Source organism: Olleya sp. NP1-10 (assembly GCF_055804415.1).
Genome location: NZ_CM147840.1, coordinates 3465432 through 3484520 on the forward strand (window position 1 = coordinate 3465432; position 19089 = coordinate 3484520).

The window sequence follows — 19089 nt, forward strand, 5'->3', positions numbered from 1 at the left end:
AATAAAAAACCTATTACAATGAATATTAAAAAAGTAAATTTTACAAATACAGAAGGACAACAATTAATTGGACGTTTAGAGCTTCCTATTAATCAACATCCTCATAATTTTGTCATTTTTGCACATTGTTTTACTTGCAATAAAAATTTATCAGCTGTAAAAAATATTTCAAGAGAATTGACAGCCAATGGTTTTGGAGTCTTACGTTTTGATTTTACTGGATTAGGAGAAAGTGAAGGGGATTTCGAAAACACTAATTTTTCTGGAAACGTAGAGGATTTAATTAGTGCTTCTAATTATTTAAAAGAAAATTACATTGCTCCTTCCTTACTAATTGGTCATTCTTTAGGTGGTGCTGCTGTTATTTTTGCAGCCTCAAAAATAGAATCTGTTAAAGCTGTAGCAACAATTGGAGCGCCTTCAAACCCAAAACATGTACAACATTTAATGCAAAATAGTGTCGAAGAAATTAACGCTACAGGAAAAGCTAATGTTAATATTGGAGGACGTCCATTTACTATCAAAAAACAATTTTTAGACGATATCCAAACAAAATCGTTACCTGACGTTGCACAACACTTACGCAAAGCAATATTAGTTATGCACTCGCCTCAAGACACAACCGTTGGTATTGTAAATGCAGAAGACATTTATGTGGTTGCTAGACATCCAAAAAGTTTTGTAACTCTAGATGGTGCTGATCATTTATTAATGAAAAAAGAAGATTCTGTTTACGTTGGAAGTGTCATTGCAACTTGGGCGAAACGCTATATTTCTATCCCTATTATCGAGACCCTTAAAACGACGCATCAAGCAGTTGCTAGTTTAGAAAAAGAAGATGGTTTTACTACACAAATGACGGTCGGTAATCATACCATGATGGCAGATGAACCTACTAGTTTTGGAGGTAATGATTTTGGTCCTTCACCTTATGAGTTTGTTTCTGCAGGATTATCTGCTTGTACAGCAATGAGTGTTCAAATGTATGTAAAACGAAAAGGTTGGGATTTACAAAATATTGAAGTGCATACCTCTCACTCTAAACAAGCAAAGCAGATTGTAGAAAATGGAGAGCCAAAAGAAATTAAAGTTGACACTTTTAACAGAGAGATTAAACTAACTGGAACTTTAGACGATAAGCAAATACAACGTATACTTCAAATTGCAGATAAATGTCCTGTACATAAAACATTACATAGTGATATTGACGTGGTTACCTCTTTAGTATAAATGTATTAAAATTAGCAGGCATAATATTAACTAATTTTTAAGAAGTTAATGCATCAACTTTTGTCAGATAAGTTGTTAATTATGAGCTGTGAAACAAAAAAATAAAAATTTAGCCAAATCAGCACGCTGGTATAGACAAACACATCGTAAAGTAGCTATTGTGTTACTTCTTTTTATTGTAGTAATGAGTACTACAGGTTTATTATTAGCATGGAAAGATCAGTTAGGTATTAAACCTTCCTCAGTTGCTGTACATTCTGATAATAGACCTTTAATTTCTTTAAATGAAATTGAACAGAATGCAATACATTATATTGATAGTCTTAATCTTTCAACTGAAATTAATAGAATAGATTACAGACCTAGAAAAGGTATTGCTAAGGTTAGGTTTGAAACACATTTTACCGAATTACAGATTGACTGCTACACCGGAAATATTGTTTCAGAAAAAACAAGAACTGCAGATTTAATTGAAATGATTCATGATGGATCAATCATAGATTATTTATTTCATTTTAAATATTCAAAATTAATCTACTCTACAGTTCTTGGTTTAGGATTATTATTTATTTGCGTTAGTGGTTTTTATTTGTGGTTAAAACCAAAACAAATTAAAAGGAATAAACGATTACTTGATTAAACCTTTTAATTAAAAATAGCTACATCTAAGACTTAACTATTTTAAAGCTTTTATTATCTATTTTAAGAAAATACACACCTGTTTTAAATTGCGACATATCCAATTTTAACTCTGATTTGTTTACTTGGTTTTGATAAAGTTGCTGTCCATTAATAGAAAACACTTCTACAGTTCTTGATTGTGCTGTTTTAAACTGAATATGTAAAGTATCTTTAACTGGGTTTGGATAATATTTAAATGTATCTAAAACATTTTCCGTTGTACTTAAAGTATTCTCTTCTATAGCATTATACATGTTTCCAGATAAAGCAAACATATAAATAGCACGTAAAGTCGCTCCAAAATATGCAGTTGTTGCTTGATTTTTTAATTCAGAATACCCATTATTTACAAAAGATTGATTGGTTGACGTCATTGCTGCTGTAGCATAAGCTCCTGTAAAAGTTGGATCTTTATAAGACGTATTTATAGCTACTCCAGATTGAGAATAACCAGGATAAATCTGATTGAAACCACCTTGTGCATTAACAAAATCAATACATAATTGATTGTAATTACTAGCTTCTGTATTACCATACCAAATATAATCTGTAGCAAATCTCCATGGTGTACGTGCTGCATCATAGTAATAAGATTGACCTTGATTATAAGCCCATGATACTTCTGTCGAGTAGGTTCCGTCTGCTTTACACCAATCAGACACTAAATTATAACTCGCATTATTCTGAGCTAAATTGGCATTAATAATAGCATAACTTTTATCTGCAACAGCATTCCAATAAGCACTATCATTAGTATAAGTTCCAAAAACCTTAAAGTAACCAGGAGCTAGATAAGACGGATTAGTCGTGTTACTTCCTCCCCAAGCGTCACCTGGTTTTAGGACGTTTGATCCTGCTTCAACCTCATGATTTTTAATAATAGTAATTAGTGATATAGCATCACTTTGATAGTCAATTGCACCTAAACTTTGCCAACGTTGATCTGCGACTATTAAAGCGTAAGCTGCATCTAGTTCTGCATCAGTAGCTCCATTGCTACCAATAACACTATTACAGCCATCAATTTTCCAATTCATAACTCCATTATTATTTACAAAATCTTGGTAGTATAGCCATAAGCCATCAAATAACTCCTTGTCATTGGCATAAACAGATAATAACATACCGTAAGCAACTCCTTCTGAAACGGTTTCCGTTGGAGTATCAAATTTTATACGATAGCGACCATTATTACAGGGTTCGGCAAAGGTGTTTCTCCAAGAGACGTATACATCATAAATGTCATTGGATTGAATGTTATCAGGTTGTGTACCGTGTTGGTAAGTCTGATTTTGAAAAGTTACTGCTGAAATTTGTGCATTAAGCGTTGTAGCAAACAAAAAAGCAGTTAAAAAGGTTAAGTTGTAAAAATGTTTCATGGTTGATATTTTTTTGGGGTTTAAATATATACGAACAAACCACCTTTTATGGTTGCTCAAAATTCATTTTTTTATAAAAAAATGCCTAAAAAAATTTAGGCACTTTTATCTATTTTTACTTTATTTCAAAAATCTTATAATCCACTTATAAAACTTCCGTAAGGATCTTTAAATTGAATCCCTTCCGTAAATCTATATTTGCTTAACAACTTATACTCTACTAAAGCCCAAAGCACAAATTCTTTTACAAAATAGCTTTCTTCTTTTAATAATTTAGGTTGATACTCTCCTAGTAAATCATCTAATGGTGACACAGCATCCAATAGGCTAATGTATTCTTTATCGCGTAAACCATCTAACAATTCAAACCCATCAGAATTATTAAAAAACCATGAAACAATAGTGTCGTAAGGACTTTCGTCTTCTTGTTTTTTCAATTTTTCTATCTTTGGAAAATACTCTGGAAACAAACTTTTTACAGCTTCACCAATTAAATTATAAGCGACTTGAGCTGCACCTTCCTGTTCTCCTTCATAAACTAATTCTACTTTACCAGTAATTGCAGGAATAATTCCTAAAAAGTCTGACAATCTAATGGTTGTCTTTTCGTCTCCAGATTTTAACGCTCGTAATTCTGCTGCACTTAATAAATTTTCGAAAGCAGTAATACTTAAACGTGCACTTACACCACTTTTTTCATCTATAAAATCGCTATCACGAGCTTCAAAAACAATTTGTTCTAATAAATCTTTGGCTAATTCTGGTACATGAATACTCTCTTTTTGTCTACCATCAGACTTAGCTTCTTGCTGTGTGATGGTTTTAGCAGTTTCAATATCCGTTGGATAATGCGTTAATATTTGAGACCCAATTCTATCTTTTAAAGGTGTTACTATGCTTCCTCTATTAGTATAATCTTCGGGATTTGCTGTAAAAATAAATTGCATATCTAAAGGCAAGCGCAATTTAAATCCACGGATTTGAATATCTCCTTCTTGTAAAATATTAAATAAAGCAACCTGAATTCTAGCTTGTAAGTCTGGTAGCTCATTAATTACAAAAATACAACGATTGGCACGAGGAATCATTCCGTAATGTATCACACGATCGTCTGCATAGCTTAGTTTTAAATTGGCTGCTTTGATAGGATCAACATCTCCAATGATATCTGCAACCGTTACGTCTGGAGTCGCTAATTTTTCTGCAAAACGCTCGCTTCTGTGCATCCAAGTAATTGGTGTATCATCACCTTTTTCGGTAATTAACTCTGTAGCAAAACGTGAGATTGGCTGTAAGGGATCATCATTAATTTCACTTCCTTCGACCACTGGAATATGTTCGTCTAACAAATTAAGCATTAAACGTGCTAAACGTGTTTTAGCTTGACCACGTAATCCTAAAAAATTAATATTATGTTGTGATAAAATAGCACGTTCTAACTCAGGTATTACAGTGTTTTCATAACCATGTACACCTTCAAAAACGGTTGTATTACTTTTTATTTTTTCAATTAAATTATCTCGTAATTCATCTTTGATCGATTTGCTTTGGTATCCAGCATTTTTTAATTCGCCTAAAGTTTTAATTGTTTCTATTTTCATTATCCTTTAATTCTTTTTTTCTATTTGTTTCATAATCTTGAAAAATCATTTCACCTAAACCTTTTAATCCTGTATAAAAGGCTTTTCCTTGATTGGCATGCGTAAATTCTTCTACAAATTGCATTAAATAAGGGTCTTGAGCAATCATAAATGTTGTAATAGGAATATGCAATTTTCTAGCTTGCTGTGCTTGTGCATAACACTTATTGGTTATGTATGGGTTTAAGCCATTACTGTCTTTATAATATGTACCGTCTGGTAAACGCAAGCAACTAGGTTTACCATCCGTAATCATAAAAATCTGTTTATTAGTGTTACGCTTACGTCTTAATAAATCCATTGCTAACTTTAGTCCTGCAACAGTATTTGTGTGATAAGGACCAACATTTAAATAGGGTAAATCTTTAATTTTAATTGGCCAAGCATCGTTACCAAAAACCAAAATATCTAATGTATCTTTTGGGTAACGTGTTGTAATTAATTCGGCTAAAGCCATAGCTACTTTTTTTGCAGGTGTAATTCTATCTTCTCCGTACAGAATCATACTGTGGCTAATATCAATCATTAAAACCGTACTCATTTGAGATTTGTGTGTCGTTTCTTCGACCACTAAATCATCTTCGGTTAAGTTAAAATCTCCAATTCCGTTGTTAATTTGGGCATTTCTAAGACTTTCAGTCATGGACACTTTATCCAAGCTGTCACCAAATTGGTAATTTCTAAAATCGCCAGTATGCTCATCTCCTACTCCTGTGCCTTTACTTTTATGATTACCAGAACCACTTCGTTTTATGTTTCCAAAAATTTGATCTAGTGCAGATTGCCTGATAGCACGTTCGGTTTTTGCAGTAATAGCATTTCCTTTTTTTCCATCGGGTTTAATCTCTTCACGAATGTAACCTTTAGCTTTAAGATCTTCAATAAAGTCGTCAATAGTATATTCTGGAGTGGTTAACTTATATTCTTTATCTAATTCACGAAGCCAATCTATAGCCTCGTCAAAATCTCCAGAAGTATGCGTAATTAACTCTTTAAATATGTCAAAAAGCTTCTCGAAAGGTGACAGTGAAGGTGCTTCGTAAGGTTTAAATACGAAGCCTTTTTTGTGTATGTTTTTTTCTTTCATTGCAGTATAAAAATACAACAAATTAACATCTAAATAAATGTGTTAACAGCTTTTTAAGAATATGTTGCTTAACTTTATGCAAACTAATTTACCAAACATGAAAAAATTATCCTTTTTACTTTTATTACTCTTCTCTATCACAGCTTTTTCGCAAGAATTCTCGATGGATTTAGTTAAAAACATGACACCAAGAAACATTGGTCCAGGTGGTATGTCTGGTCGTGTAACTGCAATTGACGTTGTGCATAGCAATCCTGATATTATGTACGTTGGTACAGCATCTGGTGGTTTATGGAAGTCTACTTCTGGTGGTATCAAATGGGACCCTTTATTTGATAAAGAAGTAACAGCATCTGTAGGATATGTAGCTATTCAACAATCTAATCCAAGTGTTATTTGGGTTGGAACAGGTGAAGGAAATCCAAGAAACAGTTTAAATGGTGGTTACGGAATTTACAAATCTTTAGATGCTGGAAAAACTTGGACGTCTATGGGATTAGAAAAAACCAGACACATACATCGTGTGGTAATAGATCCAACAAATCCAGACATAGTTTATGCTGCTGCAATAGGTAGTCCTTGGGGAGAACATCCAGAACGTGGTGTTTTTAAAACTACAGATGGTGGTTTAACCTGGAAAAAAATACTATTTGCTAATAATAAAACAGGAGCAGCAGATTTAGTTATGGATCCGACTAATCCAAATAAATTAATTGCAACTCTATGGGAGCACAAGCGTGATCCATGGTTTTTAAATCTGGTGGAGCAGGTTCAGGCTTACACATTACGCATGATGGTGGTAAAAACTGGACTAAAGTAACAGAAAAAGAAGGTTTTCCTAAAGGGGAATTAGGACGTATCGGAGTAGCTATTGCTAGAAATAAACCAAATATTGTTTATGCTTTAGTTGAAGCTAAAAAAAATGCGTTATACAAAAGCGAAGATGGTGGTTTTAAATGGAAAAAAGTTAACGATAAAAGTGATATTGGTAACAGACCTTTTTACTACTCTGAAATATATGTAGATCCTCAAAACGAAAATAGAGTGTACTCTGTTTTTACTTACATAAATGTTAGTGAAGATGGTGGAAAAAACTTTTCGCAATTAATGCCTGCTTATGGAGCAGATAATGGTGTACACCCTGATCATCATGCTTGGTGGATCCATCCTACTAACGGAAACTTTATGATAGATGGAAATGATGGTGGACTAAACATCACTAAAGATGGTGGAAAAAATTGGCGTTTTATAGGTAATATGCCTGTGGCACAGTTTTATCATATTAATGTAGATAATGAGTATCCATACAATGTATATGGAGGAATGCAAGATAATGGATCTTGGAGAGGACCAGCTTATGTTTGGCGTGCTCAAGGTATACGTAATAGCTATTGGCAAGAAATTAGTTTTGGCGACGGGTTTGATGTTGTACCAGATAAGGATGATGCACGTTATGGTTGGACTATGAGTCAACAAGGATCTGTTAGTCGATACGATTGGCAGACTGGTAATAACTATACGGTTAAGCCAACCCATCCAAATAAAGATGTTAAACTACGTTTTAATTGGAATAGTGCTATAAATATTGACCCTTTTGATAATAGCACCATTTATTTTGGTAGTCAATTTGTGCATAAATCCACAGACAAAGGATTGACTTGGAACGTAATATCTCCAGATTTAACCACTAATGATCCTGAAAAATTAAAACAACATGAAAGCGGAGGTTTAACAATGGATGCTACTGGTGCAGAAAACCATTGTACTATTTTAGTTATAGAACCATCCCCTGTTGAGAAAGATGTATTTTGGGTAGGAACTGATGATGGTCGTGTACACATCACACAAAATGGAGGTCAAACTTACAATGACGTTTCTAAAAATTTAAAAGGTTTACCAGAAGGAAGTTGGGTTGCACAAATAAAAGCAAGCAATAAAAATAAAGGAGAAGCATTACTTATAGCTAATGATTATAGACGCTTTAACTACACACCATATGCTTATCGTACTAAAAATTACGGAAAAACTTGGGAAAGAATTGTAGACCAAAACGATGTTAAAAGTTATGCTCTATCCATTGTTGAGGATTTAGTTGAACCTAACCTTATGTTTTTAGGTACCGATGATGGTTTGTATGTATCTGTTGATGCAGGAAACAAATGGACTAAATGGACGGAAGGCTTTCCTACGGTTTCAGTAAAAGATTTAGTAATACATCCAAGAGAACACGATTTAGTTATTGGTACATTTGGTCGTGCTGCATGGGTTTTAGACGATATTAGACCGTTAAGAGCAATAGCTAAAAACAAACAAATTATAAACAATAAAGTACAACTATTTTCTCCTCCTACTGCTTACCAAGCTGCTTACCAACAACCAACAGGAAGTCGTTTTGGTGCAGATGCTATGTTTCATGGTCAAAATAGAGGTCGTGGTGCACAGTTTACATACTATGTAACACCAGAAAAAGCTTCAAAAGAAACTAAAAAAGAAGATGATAAAAAGGACAAGAAAGAAGATTCTGAAACCAAAGAAAATAAAATTAAATGGGATTCTATTTCACTTAAAATCTACAACAACAATAAGTTAATTAGAACTTTAAAACGAAAAGTCCCTGAAGAAAAAGGATTACATAAATGGGCTTGGTACATGAATGAAAAAGGTAGTAGTAGACCTTCAAGAAGCATTAGAAAACAAAAAAGAGAATCAGGTGGCGTTGATGTTAAACCAGGAACTTACAAAGCTGTTTTAGAATATGGTGATCAAACTTCTGAAACTATGATTACTGTCGCTTCTGACCCTAGATTAGAGGTGTCTTCTAAAAACACAGACGAAGTTTATGCTGCTTTGAAAGAAATTGAAAAATTACGCCAAATTGCTGCAGACGCGACTAAACAGTTAGCTGAAAATAAAAAACTAGCTGAAAAGTATAAAAAAGAATTAACCGATTTAGATAAGTCAAAATACAAAGAAGAGATTAAAGCATCTAAAGATATTATCAAGGAGATTGATACATTATTAGACATCTACACAGGTAAACAAGACAAACGACAAGGTATAACCAGAACATTAGATGTTAGTGTTAATAGTAGATTAGGTACAGCGTCTTGGTATACAGCGACTAGACAAAATGGTCTAACAAAAACCGAAACAACGTTGATAGAACATGCTAAAACCGATTTAAAAGCTGCATTAGAAAAAACAAACACCTTTTTTAATGACAGTTTTAAACCATATTACCAGTCTATCATCAAAATTAATATGACTAAACCTATCGAGGAAATAAAGACCTTTAGCTTAGATTAAGGTACAGTAATTTGGATAAGCACATTTATCTGCTTAACTTTATAATTATTAAAGAAAACAACTATTTAAAATGAAAAAAATAACACAATTAGTATTAGCTTTTACACTTATTTTTGCGGTAAGTTGTAAAGATGAAGCTAAAACAAATGATGCTGAAAAAGAGATTACAAAAACAGACGTTAAAACTGAAAAATTTGTAGTTAAACCTGAAGCAACAACAGTAAAGTTTACAGCTTATAAAACCACTGAAAAAGTACCTGTTGGAGGACAATTTAATGTATTAAAATTTGACCAAAAAACAGGAAGCACACCTCAAGAAGCGTTAAATGACTTAAGTTTTTCTATTCCTATTACTGGATTATTTACAAATAACGAAGCCCGAGATTTAAAATTAAAAACGTCGTTTTTTGGAAAAATGCTTAATCCTGAATTTATTAAAGGAACCATTAAATACATTGACAACAAGTATGTTGCTTCTATCACAATGAATAATGTTACTAAAGATTTACCTTTAGATGTGAAAATTACTGACAAAAGACGTGTGGCTATGACAGCAACTATGCAATTAAAAGATTGGGATGCGTTAGGTGCTCTTAGCGCTTTAAATAAAGTTTGTTTTGATCTACACAAAGGTGCAGATGGAGTTAGTAAAACTTGGGAAGAGGTTGCAATTAATGTGAATACCTTTTTAAGAGAAAATTAATTATAATTTATTATCTTTATACCAAACAAAGCAGCTAAATATTAGCTGCTTTTTTTAGCCTTAACCATTAATTCAATTTATGCAATTAGAACTTTTAGTTTCAAAATTTAAACAAAAAGACGAAAAAGCGTTTGAAAAATTATACAACATGTATAAAGACAGCATGCATGGTGTAATTTATAATATTGTTAGAGACAATGATATTGCAGAAGAAATCATGCAAGATGTATTTATCAAAGCTTGGAATAAATCAGATAGTTATGATGCTACCAAAGGTCGTTTTTTTACTTGGCTAATTAATATTGCTAGAAATGCTGCCATAGATAAAACCAGATCAAAGGCTTACAAAAATGCTGGTAAAAACCTTAACTCGGATTTTTTCGTAGATATTATAGAGTCGCAAGATAATTTAGATAATAGCACAGATGCTATTGGAATAAAAAAGTTTGTAGACAAACTAGCTAAAAAATGTATTCAGGTAATCGAGCTATTATATTTTAAAGGTTTTACACAAAAAGAAGCCTCAGAAGCTTTAGATATGCCTATTGGAACTATCAAAACTAGAAACAGAAATTGTATTAAAGAATTAAGAGAATCAGTATTATAATATGAACATTAACGACTACATAAACTCAGGTACACTAGAACTATACGTTGCTGGTCAGCTTTCTGAAAAAGAAAGCAAAGAGGTGTATGACCTAATGTTAAAACACCCTGAAGTTTTAAAAGAAGTTTTAGAAATTGAAGCTGCTTTAGTAAAACTAACCGCAAGTGTTGCACCTAAAAAAGATATTGATTTTAACACTATTAAAGGTCGTTTAAACACAAATAACGATACTAAAGTAGTTAGTTTAAATAGACCAAAAACTAAGTGGTTTAACTATACAGGTTGGGCTGCAGCTGTGGTATTAGCAGGTGGACTTATTTGGACAATTAATCAAAAATCTAATTTAGAAGACCAGATACAAACAGTAAATACTGAAAAAGACTTTTTAGAAATCCAAATGGAAACTTCTAAAACGGATCTAGCTGAAACTAAAAATCTACTAAACATCATTAGAGACAAAAGTATTATTAACATCCCATTAGAAGGTCAAGCAGCAGCTCCTGGAGCTTATGCAAATGTATATTGGGATAAAAATGATGATACTGTATATCTAGACTTACAAGGTCTACCAGAACCACCAGCAGGTAAGGTTTACCAAGTTTGGTCCTTGACATTAAATCCGTTAACACCTACTAGTTTAGGTACTATTAACGACTTTATACAAGATGACAATAAGATTTTTAAGCTTAAAAATGCAAATCAATCACAAGCATTTGGTATCACTTTAGAACCTGCTGGAGGAAGTAAATCGCCAACATTGGAGCAACTATATACATTAGGAGCTTTAGCTTCAATATAACAAATCACTATTTTAATAGTACTAAAAAAGACACCATGTGGTGTCTTTTTTAGTTTTAAAAATTCATGTAATTGTATCTGTATTACACTTAATACAAGTCTATTGATTTTAATTAATAGCAACATTATTAAATAAAGAAAGTGTTTGATATACATTGTTATCAAACACTTTCAAAACAAACTAACAAAAAACAACCTCACTTTTTCATAGTCTTCACGTATTGTTAGTTATGCAATTAACTATTTCCCTTAAATCGATTGCATTATACTTACGTAAGTTTAACAAGTAAGGTTTTATTGTTTTTAAAACGAGTAACTTAATGTCGTTTTAAAGTAAAAAGGAGTTCCTGGTGTAAAATGAATTTCTTCAACAGAGGCTGCTTCATTTTGTAATCTTGACTCTGTTAAAAACTGAGTTTCTTTCCAGTCTGTATCTAATAAATTTTCAATACTAACACCTAATTTCCAATGTTTATCAAACGCATAATTAAGATTTAAATCGGTTACAAAATAACCTTCTGCTTGTACCGAATTATCTTCGTTTGCAGGTCTATCATCAACATATCTGTAATTGATTCCTCCTGAAAAATTATTAATATCTTTAAAAGACAGTCCTCCTACTACAGTAAAATCTGGTGCTAATGGTATGTAATCATTACCATTGTCTTCTTCTAAACTTCTTGCTCTAGTATAGGTCGCATCAGTATTAAAATAAATGTTATCTGACACCTGATACCTTACACCAAAATCAACGCCATAACGTTCAGATTTTCCGCTAGGCTCTATAATTCCTGCATCACCAACGTAAACAAATTCTTCTTCAGAAAACAAATACCATAATGCAGAATTTAGCACTAATTTATCTGTTGGTTTCCAAATATTACCCAAATCTACACCATAGGCTTTAGGTAAAGCATTATCTATATTTTGATTTAACACAACTCTAGAATCGTTAGAATGAAATCCTATTCCTGATTTTAAAAACCACTGTACATTATTATTTTGATTGTACTGAATACTTAGCTTTGGTAATACTGCGACTTCACTATCTGTTAGGTTACTATAAGTGTCGCTTAATTGGTCTTGGTATTGAAACTTGATGTACTCTAAACGCAAAGCTGGAGTAATAGTTACTTTTCCTAGGTCAATTTCAGCATTAAAAAATCCATATAAATTACGCTGATTAACATTTCCTAATTGTATATTTTCTAGTGTTTCTTTTCGGTTTAAAGTATGTGATAACTCGATATCATTAACATCATCAAAACGTAATCCAACTCCTGAAGTATAATTGACATCAAATGAACTATAGTTTTTATTTTTTTGAATTGTGTATTAAATCCAAAGATATTTCTGTCTTCTTTTTGTTTAATTTGATCACCATTTACTGGATCGTCTAAAAAGAAAGTAAAGTTAGAATATAACAGAAAATCATAATTTGAATAAAATGCATTAGTTTGCATTTCGATATCATTCTCTAAAATGGTACTATACTGAATGTTAAAGTTGGTACGACTAGTTTCTCCACCTTCAGTATCATCTACTGCTCCAAAATTTGAGATTGTACCATCATCTACTAAACGTTGTGGAATTTGACCTGAGGCATCCCATTGACTAGTAAAATGACTTAGGGTTAACCCTATTTTTGAATTGTTATTTAAATAAGCATTGTATTTACCCATTAGGTTTAATCTGTCAAAATTTTGAGGAGACTCAAAAGGTCCATCTGTCTCAATATACTCAACTGCAACATATGCATTTTGGGCATTTTTATTGTCTAATACATTAAACAACCCTAAGGTTCTTAAGGAATTAAATTGTCCAGCCGAAAAACTTATTAGATTATCATCTAACTTATCTTTGGTTTTAAAATCTACAAAACCAGCAGTATTAAAATCACCATGGTTTGCGTAATATGGACCTTTACCAAAACTTATATTATTAATAGTTTCTGGAATTAAAAAATGTAAATCACTATAGCCTTGACCATGAGCATGTGAAACCATATTTACTGGCATTCCGTCTACTGATAATGCAACATCAGTACCATGATCTACGTCAAAACCTCTTAAAAATATTTGTTCGGCTTTACCACCTCCTGCGTGTTGACCTATAATTAACCCAGGAACTTTACGTAAAATTTCTTGAGAAGAATTTATTGGATCTGTAGCCAAATCTATCTTAACCATACTATTAATAACATTAACAGGTTCGGTTAGCACTAACTCATCTAACAAAAATGCTTTAGTTTTTAACTTTATAACTAAAGGTTGTTGCAAAAGGGTTTCTGTTAATAATACACTTTGTTTTTGGTATCCTAATAAACCAACAACTAAGCTGTCTCCAATCTTAGTGTCATTAATTATAAATTGTCCTAATTGATTAGTATGCGAATGCTGTTTTGAGTTTTGATTATACACATAAGCATTTTCTAAAGGCTGATTGTTATCTGTAACAAACCCTTTAACTGTCTGAGCGTTAACAGTAAGCGTAAAGCCTACTAAAACTAGTAGTATTAATATATTTTTCATGGTTACAAAGATTATAATTTGTTTACAATTTTTGAAGTTAATGGACCTAATTCGTAACTACTTTCTTGTAATTCTTTTTTAATTAAAGCCACCTCTTTTAACTTACCATTGGCTTTATAAATTTCGGCAATATGGTATTGTGCTTCAGGCTCAAAAGTTTGGCCTACAACATGTTTTTCGGCTATGTTTAAAGCTTCAGTAATATTTCCATTATTAAAATAACTCCAAGCCAATAAATCATAAGATAAAGGAGTTGGTCTATTTTGGACTTCAATTTTAGCTAAAGCTATGGCTTTTTCATTTTTGGTATCTGCTAATATTTTTGAAGAATATACATTATACATATCTCCATAACTGGTGTCTTTAATGGCTTCAAAGTAAGTGTTTAAATACTTGTTTTTTGCAGTATTATTATTTTCGTATTCTGCAATTTCTGCTTTAAACAATAAATAATCAGGCGCATGGTGTAATTGGGTTAATGCATCTAAAATACGATTAGCTTCGGTTGTATTTTTCTCGTAAGAATACACTATCCAAGCAATTCCTTTTTTAGCATAAGCATCATCAGGATTTAAAGCTAATGCTTTCAAATAATGTTTATAAGATTGTTCTATTTGTCCATCATGACCATAAAAATCTGCTAAATTAGTATAAGACCACTCCATTAAATGATCTAATTTTGAAGATTCAGCTTTAGCTGTTGCTTTTTCTAAATACTTAATCGCTGCATCTAGATCACCTTGATGATCACTCCATTTTGATAATCTTATTAAATATCCAAAATCGTTTAAATCTTTAGTTTGTTCTAAATAATTTTTTGCTACTGTAAAGTTACCCAACTCCATGTGTACATCAAATAGCATTTTTTTTGTTCCGTCTAAATTTTGTCCATTAGCTTTTGCTTTTTTAAGCAGCTCTAATGCCTCCTTAAATTTATGCTGTGAAATATAATTACGAGCTAAGCTTCTTAAATGTCCAGCCCAATTATAATGTGTACGTGTATTTAAAGTTAATAAAGATTTTTCAGCATGCTTTAAATATTTAATATAACCAGTAGATTTAAACAATCTAGTTTCTGCACTTGCTATTTGTGATAAATAAGATAATTGATTTGGAGCAGCTTCTATTTTTTTATTCCAAAAGTTATAATCTGCAGTAGCTTCTAAAGTCTCGTTACTGGGTTGTTTTACTAGGTATTTATTGTAGTCTTCTGGATTGGTAATTCCTTGGTTTTTGTCTGAACAACTAGTTGCTGTAATTATAACAAGTAGTAGCATGTATAGTTTTGTGTTCATGATATTTTTGTTTTGTTGTTTGTTTTAAATGGGAAATATTATGGTTTTAAAATAATCCAGAGTGTTTCTACAAAACACTCTGGACTAAAATACTGTCTACCAAGGAGACGCTAAATAAGGGAAAGAGGCTAAAAATGGCTTATCATTTTCGCTAACATTGTCATTAGAAAGTGTTGGGTTTTCAGAGAAATCTTCACCTCCAAAAATTAATAACAACTCAACTGTTATTACATCATCTGCTAAGTTACGACCAGTTAAAACATTTGTTCCGTCATAAAAAGTAGTGGTTCCTTCTAAGGACACATTAAGTACATCTGTAGCTAATAATCCTGTAAAAGCAGCAGCATCTTGACCTAATGCATTAGCATCACCTGGATTAGCAAATGCTGGACTTAAAGCTGTTAAATTAGTTTCAAACATAGACTGGAACCCAGCATTTTGGTCTGTAGGTACAGTGGTGTTAAAAGTATCCTTTGATCCTGAAGACACAAATACTGTGTTTACAGCAGGTCTCCCCATTTGATCTTGTTGTGTGTAGATTCCAGAAAAATCAGTTCCTGTTAGAGTTACAACCATAGTTGCGTCATCGTCATCAGAACAATTAAAGGCAACCAAAGTTATTAGAAGTACTGTAAATATATTTTTTAAATTTTTCATAATTTATATGTTTTTGAAAGTTTGTAATTATTTAGACTTAGATTCTACCCAAGTATTGATTGTTCCTGTACCACCAATCATAGATTTTGGTACCTCAACTACTATTGACATTACATTTGTACCTGCAAAAGTGTCTGTTCCTGGGTCGTTAAATGCTGTTGCATCACCTGCTATAATTGCAGAATATTGGTTGAAATCAAAGAAAAATGGATCGTCTCTTGGTCCTGCAAAAGCAGTAATACCATTGCTAGTTTCTGTCATTGCAGACTCACCATAAGCAGTAATGTCTACAACAGTTTGTGTTGCATCTGTCATTACTGTACTACTTAAGCCTGTTGTTCCAGGAGCAACTGGTCCAAAAAAGTACATTTTACCATCTCTTGGTATAGCTTGAATCACTAGATCTTCAACATTGTCTCCTGTATTATCAATGTTAAACTCGATCATCACGTTTTCGTCAAAACTTGCATTAGCACTTGCTGTTGGACTTAATAAACCTTGTACATTGGCAACAAATACTAAATTGTTTGTGTCTTCACCCTGAAAAGCGTAAAAATCTGTAATATCACTTGTACCACCTTGTACAGCAGGAGCATCAATATGATCTGCTGATAAGAAGAAGAAACTTGCTGCTGCAAACACACCTACTCCTAAAATAAACTTTAAATTTTTCATAATGTTTTGAGATTTTTTGTTAATTAATATTTTTGGTTCTCGGAAACACTTACGCAACTTTTATAAAAGCGGTTTTATTAAAGTTTAGTTTAAATGAAAAAATGTGAAAAATAATTTTAAAAAAGTATCTTTAACCCATCTAATAAAAATGTTGAATGAACCCTTCTGCTTCAGGCTGGATTAAAAAATTACTTAAAGAGCTTAAACCAAATGAGCTGTTTAAAGACAATGACTTGGAGGTGTACTACAGACACTTTAGAGATTGCGGTTTTATATACGGAAGTAATGTAACAATTGTAAATAATTGGGTAAAAGACAACGATTTTGAAGCAGACGAAATTTGTAAAATAAATTTAGTCATTGCACTGCATATTGCCTACACAAACCATAACACCACTTCCGATTTTTATACCGAAGTTGTTAATTTTTATAACGCTATTAACAAAAAAAGAGTCTCGTTTTTACAATCTATTATTGGATCAAAGGATGTTAAAGATCAAACTGAAAATATTATAAATAAACGTATACAGATAGATGATAATTTAATAGACAAAAGTTTTAATTATTTTATAACTAATGCCTTATTATTTGTAGATGTATTAGCCTTTAGAAATTATTTAAAAACAGGCATTATTAACGATGATATTATAAAAGAATACGAATCTATTATTGAAAGTATTGTTTTAAACACACTAAACAGTAAAAAAGAAAAATCTGATTATGACAACAGTTTAATTGAGCTTTTTGAACAATCGTTAAGATATCAAAGAGATAGTGTTTTATTGTTTAATGAAGCTATTGCCTCTGTAGATACTAATTTATTTGCTAGATACTGTTTAGACCTAGCTGCTATGGCAACTTGGACTGATGCAAAATTAGATAATGAAGAAGTCTTATTTTTAAATAATCTAGGCGAACAGCTAAATTTAACACAGCATCAAACTAATCAAGCATCCAAAACCATTGCACAATTTTATAACACTTACAGAAGTAAAGTCCCTTTATTAGGCTCTAAAAATATAGTAAAAACGTTTTATGATAACTCTACCAATATGGTATTAAAATTAATAAAACGAAACAGTAAAAAATTAACACAAGAGTTATTAGAAAGTAAGGAACTATTAATTTTACTGACACAATCTACAGTTAGAGATTTAAGCAAAGACGAACAAAAAAAAGTACAAGACCAACTATTAGATGTTTTTAAATCCATACCTAGTCTTGCTATTTTTATTTTACCTGGAGGTGCTTTATTACTACCATTAGTTGTAAAATTTATTCCTAAATTATTACCAAGTGCATTTGATGACAACAGGATAGATGAAGAAGAATAACACCTACTCCAACCACTGTTTAAAGTCCTTTACGCGCTCTCTAGCAACAATTACATCGTCGTCATTATAATTATTTAACTTGATTTGCAAACGTGAATTTGTATAGCTAATAATGTCTTTAATAGCATTAATGTTTACAAAAAACTTACGGTTAATTCTGTAAAATGTTTCTGGTTGTAACTCGTTTTCAAGTGCTTCTAAAGTTGTATCTAAAAGGTAGTTTCTACCTTCTGTGGTATGTAAATAAGTCCCTTTATTTTCGCTATAAAAGCATTCAACCTCATCAATATTTACTAATTTTATATGTTGTCCAACTTTAACAGAAAACCTTTTTTTGTAGACTCTATCAATAGGATTAACCAATAGTTTTTTAATATCCTCAAAGTCTAAAGCAATATTTGTTTTCTGCGGAAGCCTAGCCTTATATTTTGTTACAGCAGCTTCTAAATCTTCATCATCAATAGGTTTAAGTAAATAATCGATACTATTTAATTTGAAAGCTTGCAATGCATATTCATCATAAGCAGTTGTAAAAATTATAGCTGACTTTACTTCTACTTGATCAAAAATTTCAAAAGACAAACCATCACTAAGCTGAATATCTAAAAATATTAAATCTGGATGTGTATTATTATTAAACCAATCTATAGATTCTTCAACCGAATGCAACATGGTTTCTGCTTCCACATTAATTGCTTTAAGCATACGTTGTAAGCGTCTTGCTGATGGTTTTTCGTCTTCTATAATTATTACTTTCATGGTTTTAATATTTGCTTTTTTGTATTTATTTAGCTGGCAATGGTTAACTAATTAACTGCTTATTCCCAACGCCTATTATCTTTTTCTTTGTTCATGTATTTTTCAATTTTATGTTCTTCCCAGTTTTTACCAAATAAAAAATCTGTTCCAAAAACACCTAAAAAATGAAATCCTATACCTATTCCCCAAAATAAAGGCGTCGACCAAACAGCAAAGCTCCAAAAAGGTTCTCCTGATTTAGAATAAATCATTATCATTAAAAAAATATTAACCACAATATAAATGGCAAAGTGCCAATAAAAACCTACAATTTTTTCTACTTTTTTCTTTGCTCTAATATAAGCTTCTTCTTTTTCAAAGTTATTTTGATGGTTATTTTCTATATAATTATCTATATCGCTTTTCAT

Annotated in this window: 14 protein-coding genes and 3 pseudogenes; 7 read left to right on the forward strand and 10 right to left on the reverse strand. The window is 31.7% G+C overall.

Going from position 1 to position 19089, the window contains the following annotated elements; genetic code table 11:
• Positions 1–18 precede the first annotated feature (18 nt).
• Together AC0L4B_RS16300 and AC0L4B_RS16305 are read left to right on the forward strand one after the other, a co-directional pair.
• Positions 19–1230 carry a bifunctional alpha/beta hydrolase/OsmC family protein gene (locus tag AC0L4B_RS16300; RefSeq protein ID WP_473437837.1) on the forward strand — a complete coding sequence of 404 codons (1212 nt, stop codon included), beginning with the start codon at positions 19–21 and terminating at the stop codon, positions 1228–1230.
• 88 nt (positions 1231–1318) lie between these two features.
• On the forward strand, positions 1319–1870 hold the full coding sequence (locus AC0L4B_RS16305; RefSeq protein WP_473437838.1) for a PepSY domain-containing protein: 552 nt from the start codon (positions 1319–1321) through the stop codon (positions 1868–1870).
• Positions 1871–1895: 25 nt separating this feature from the next.
• Here the strand turns inward: AC0L4B_RS16305 and AC0L4B_RS16310 are convergent, their stop codons facing one another.
• The 3 genes from AC0L4B_RS16310 to AC0L4B_RS16320 form a co-directional block, all read right to left on the reverse strand.
• Positions 1896–3290: a glycosyl hydrolase family 8 gene (locus AC0L4B_RS16310; RefSeq protein ID WP_473437839.1), complete on the reverse strand. Its 1395-nt coding sequence runs from the start codon at positions 3288–3290 to the stop codon at positions 1896–1898.
• 134 nt (positions 3291–3424) lie between these two features.
• Entirely contained in the window at positions 3425–4891 is a 1467-nt protein-coding gene (locus AC0L4B_RS16315; protein WP_473437840.1) for a MoxR family ATPase, read from the reverse strand.
• A complete protein-coding gene (locus tag AC0L4B_RS16320) occupies positions 4872–6017 on the reverse strand; it encodes a vWA domain-containing protein (RefSeq protein ID WP_473437841.1) in 1146 nt (381 codons plus the stop codon). Before AC0L4B_RS16320 ends, AC0L4B_RS16315 begins: the two co-directional genes overlap by 20 nt.
• Before the next feature lie 97 nt (positions 6018–6114).
• On the opposite strand from AC0L4B_RS16320, the pseudogene AC0L4B_RS16325 reads away from it, so the two are divergent.
• The 4 genes and pseudogenes from AC0L4B_RS16325 (at position 6115) to AC0L4B_RS16340 (ending at position 11432) form a co-directional block, all read left to right on the forward strand.
• Positions 6115–9323, forward strand: a pseudogene (locus AC0L4B_RS16325) (WD40/YVTN/BNR-like repeat-containing protein).
• 70 nt (positions 9324–9393) lie between these two features.
• The gene (locus AC0L4B_RS16330; protein WP_473437842.1) at positions 9394–10026 is read left to right on the forward strand and encodes a YceI family protein; all 633 of its coding nucleotides are present in this window, start codon (positions 9394–9396) and stop codon (positions 10024–10026) included.
• Positions 10027–10105: 79 nt separating this feature from the next.
• On the forward strand, positions 10106–10633 hold the full coding sequence (locus tag AC0L4B_RS16335; RefSeq protein WP_473437843.1) for an RNA polymerase sigma factor: 528 nt from the start codon (positions 10106–10108) through the stop codon (positions 10631–10633).
• Position 10634: 1 nt separating this feature from the next.
• Positions 10635–11432 carry an anti-sigma factor gene (locus AC0L4B_RS16340; RefSeq protein WP_473437844.1) on the forward strand — a complete coding sequence of 266 codons (798 nt, stop codon included), beginning with the start codon at positions 10635–10637 and terminating at the stop codon, positions 11430–11432.
• A gap of 302 nt (positions 11433–11734) precedes the next feature.
• Here AC0L4B_RS16340 and AC0L4B_RS16345 read toward each other — a convergent pair whose 3' ends face one another.
• From AC0L4B_RS16345 to AC0L4B_RS16365, 5 genes and pseudogenes are all read right to left on the reverse strand, one after another.
• On the reverse strand, positions 11735–12760 hold the full coding sequence (locus AC0L4B_RS16345) for a TonB-dependent receptor domain-containing protein (RefSeq protein WP_473439461.1): 1026 nt from the start codon (positions 12758–12760) through the stop codon (positions 11735–11737).
• On the reverse strand, positions 12658–13962 hold the full coding sequence (locus AC0L4B_RS16350; RefSeq protein ID WP_473437845.1) for a TonB-dependent receptor plug domain-containing protein: 1305 nt from the start codon (positions 13960–13962) through the stop codon (positions 12658–12660). The genes AC0L4B_RS16345 and AC0L4B_RS16350 overlap by 103 nt, the downstream gene beginning before the upstream one ends.
• Positions 13963–13973: 11 nt before the next feature.
• The gene (locus AC0L4B_RS16355; RefSeq protein WP_473437846.1) at positions 13974–15257 is read right to left on the reverse strand and encodes a tetratricopeptide repeat protein; all 1284 of its coding nucleotides are present in this window, start codon (positions 15255–15257) and stop codon (positions 13974–13976) included.
• A gap of 96 nt (positions 15258–15353) precedes the next feature.
• A pseudogene (locus AC0L4B_RS16360) lies at positions 15354–16283 on the reverse strand (DUF4331 family protein).
• 33 nt (positions 16284–16316) lie between these two features.
• Positions 16317–16589 (reverse strand): annotated as a pseudogene (locus AC0L4B_RS16365) (DUF4331 family protein); the annotation flags it as partial.
• Between the two features lie 155 nt (positions 16590–16744).
• Here AC0L4B_RS16365 and AC0L4B_RS16370 point away from each other — a divergent pair.
• Complete coding sequence (locus AC0L4B_RS16370) at positions 16745–17923, forward strand: LETM1-related biofilm-associated protein (protein WP_473437847.1); 1179 nt, start codon at positions 16745–16747, stop codon at positions 17921–17923.
• Positions 17924–17926: 3 nt separating this feature from the next.
• Here AC0L4B_RS16370 and AC0L4B_RS16375 read toward each other — a convergent pair whose 3' ends face one another.
• Together AC0L4B_RS16375 and AC0L4B_RS16380 are read right to left on the reverse strand one after the other, a co-directional pair.
• Positions 17927–18682 carry a LytR/AlgR family response regulator transcription factor gene (locus AC0L4B_RS16375; protein WP_473437848.1) on the reverse strand — a complete coding sequence of 252 codons (756 nt, stop codon included), beginning with the start codon at positions 18680–18682 and terminating at the stop codon, positions 17927–17929.
• 59 nt (positions 18683–18741) lie between these two features.
• Positions 18742–19089 carry a 2TM domain-containing protein gene (locus AC0L4B_RS16380; RefSeq protein WP_473437849.1) on the reverse strand — a complete coding sequence of 116 codons (348 nt, stop codon included), beginning with the start codon at positions 19087–19089 and terminating at the stop codon, positions 18742–18744.

What these genes read in the sequence shown, in the direction of transcription:
- AC0L4B_RS16300 (WP_473437837.1), top strand. Translation starts at nt 19, where the DNA reads ATGAATATTAAAAAAGTAAATTTTACAAATACAGAAGGACAACAATTA.
- AC0L4B_RS16310 (WP_473437839.1), bottom strand. Translation starts at nt 3,290, where the DNA reads ATGAAACATTTTTACAACTTAACCTTTTTAACTGCTTTTTTGTTTGCT.
- AC0L4B_RS16315 (WP_473437840.1), bottom strand. Translation starts at nt 4,891, where the DNA reads ATGAAAATAGAAACAATTAAAACTTTAGGCGAATTAAAAAATGCTGGA.
- AC0L4B_RS16320 (WP_473437841.1), bottom strand. Translation starts at nt 6,017, where the DNA reads ATGAAAGAAAAAAACATACACAAAAAAGGCTTCGTATTTAAACCTTAC.
- AC0L4B_RS16330 (WP_473437842.1), top strand. Translation starts at nt 9,394, where the DNA reads ATGAAAAAAATAACACAATTAGTATTAGCTTTTACACTTATTTTTGCG.
- AC0L4B_RS16335 (WP_473437843.1), top strand. Translation starts at nt 10,106, where the DNA reads ATGCAATTAGAACTTTTAGTTTCAAAATTTAAACAAAAAGACGAAAAA.
- AC0L4B_RS16340 (WP_473437844.1), top strand. Translation starts at nt 10,635, where the DNA reads ATGAACATTAACGACTACATAAACTCAGGTACACTAGAACTATACGTT.
- AC0L4B_RS16350 (WP_473437845.1), bottom strand. Translation starts at nt 13,962, where the DNA reads ATGAAAAATATATTAATACTACTAGTTTTAGTAGGCTTTACGCTTACT.
- AC0L4B_RS16355 (WP_473437846.1), bottom strand. Translation starts at nt 15,257, where the DNA reads ATGAACACAAAACTATACATGCTACTACTTGTTATAATTACAGCAACT.
- AC0L4B_RS16370 (WP_473437847.1), top strand. Translation starts at nt 16,745, where the DNA reads ATGAACCCTTCTGCTTCAGGCTGGATTAAAAAATTACTTAAAGAGCTT.
- AC0L4B_RS16375 (WP_473437848.1), bottom strand. Translation starts at nt 18,682, where the DNA reads ATGAAAGTAATAATTATAGAAGACGAAAAACCATCAGCAAGACGCTTA.
- AC0L4B_RS16380 (WP_473437849.1), bottom strand. Translation starts at nt 19,089, where the DNA reads ATGAAAAGCGATATAGATAATTATATAGAAAATAACCATCAAAATAAC.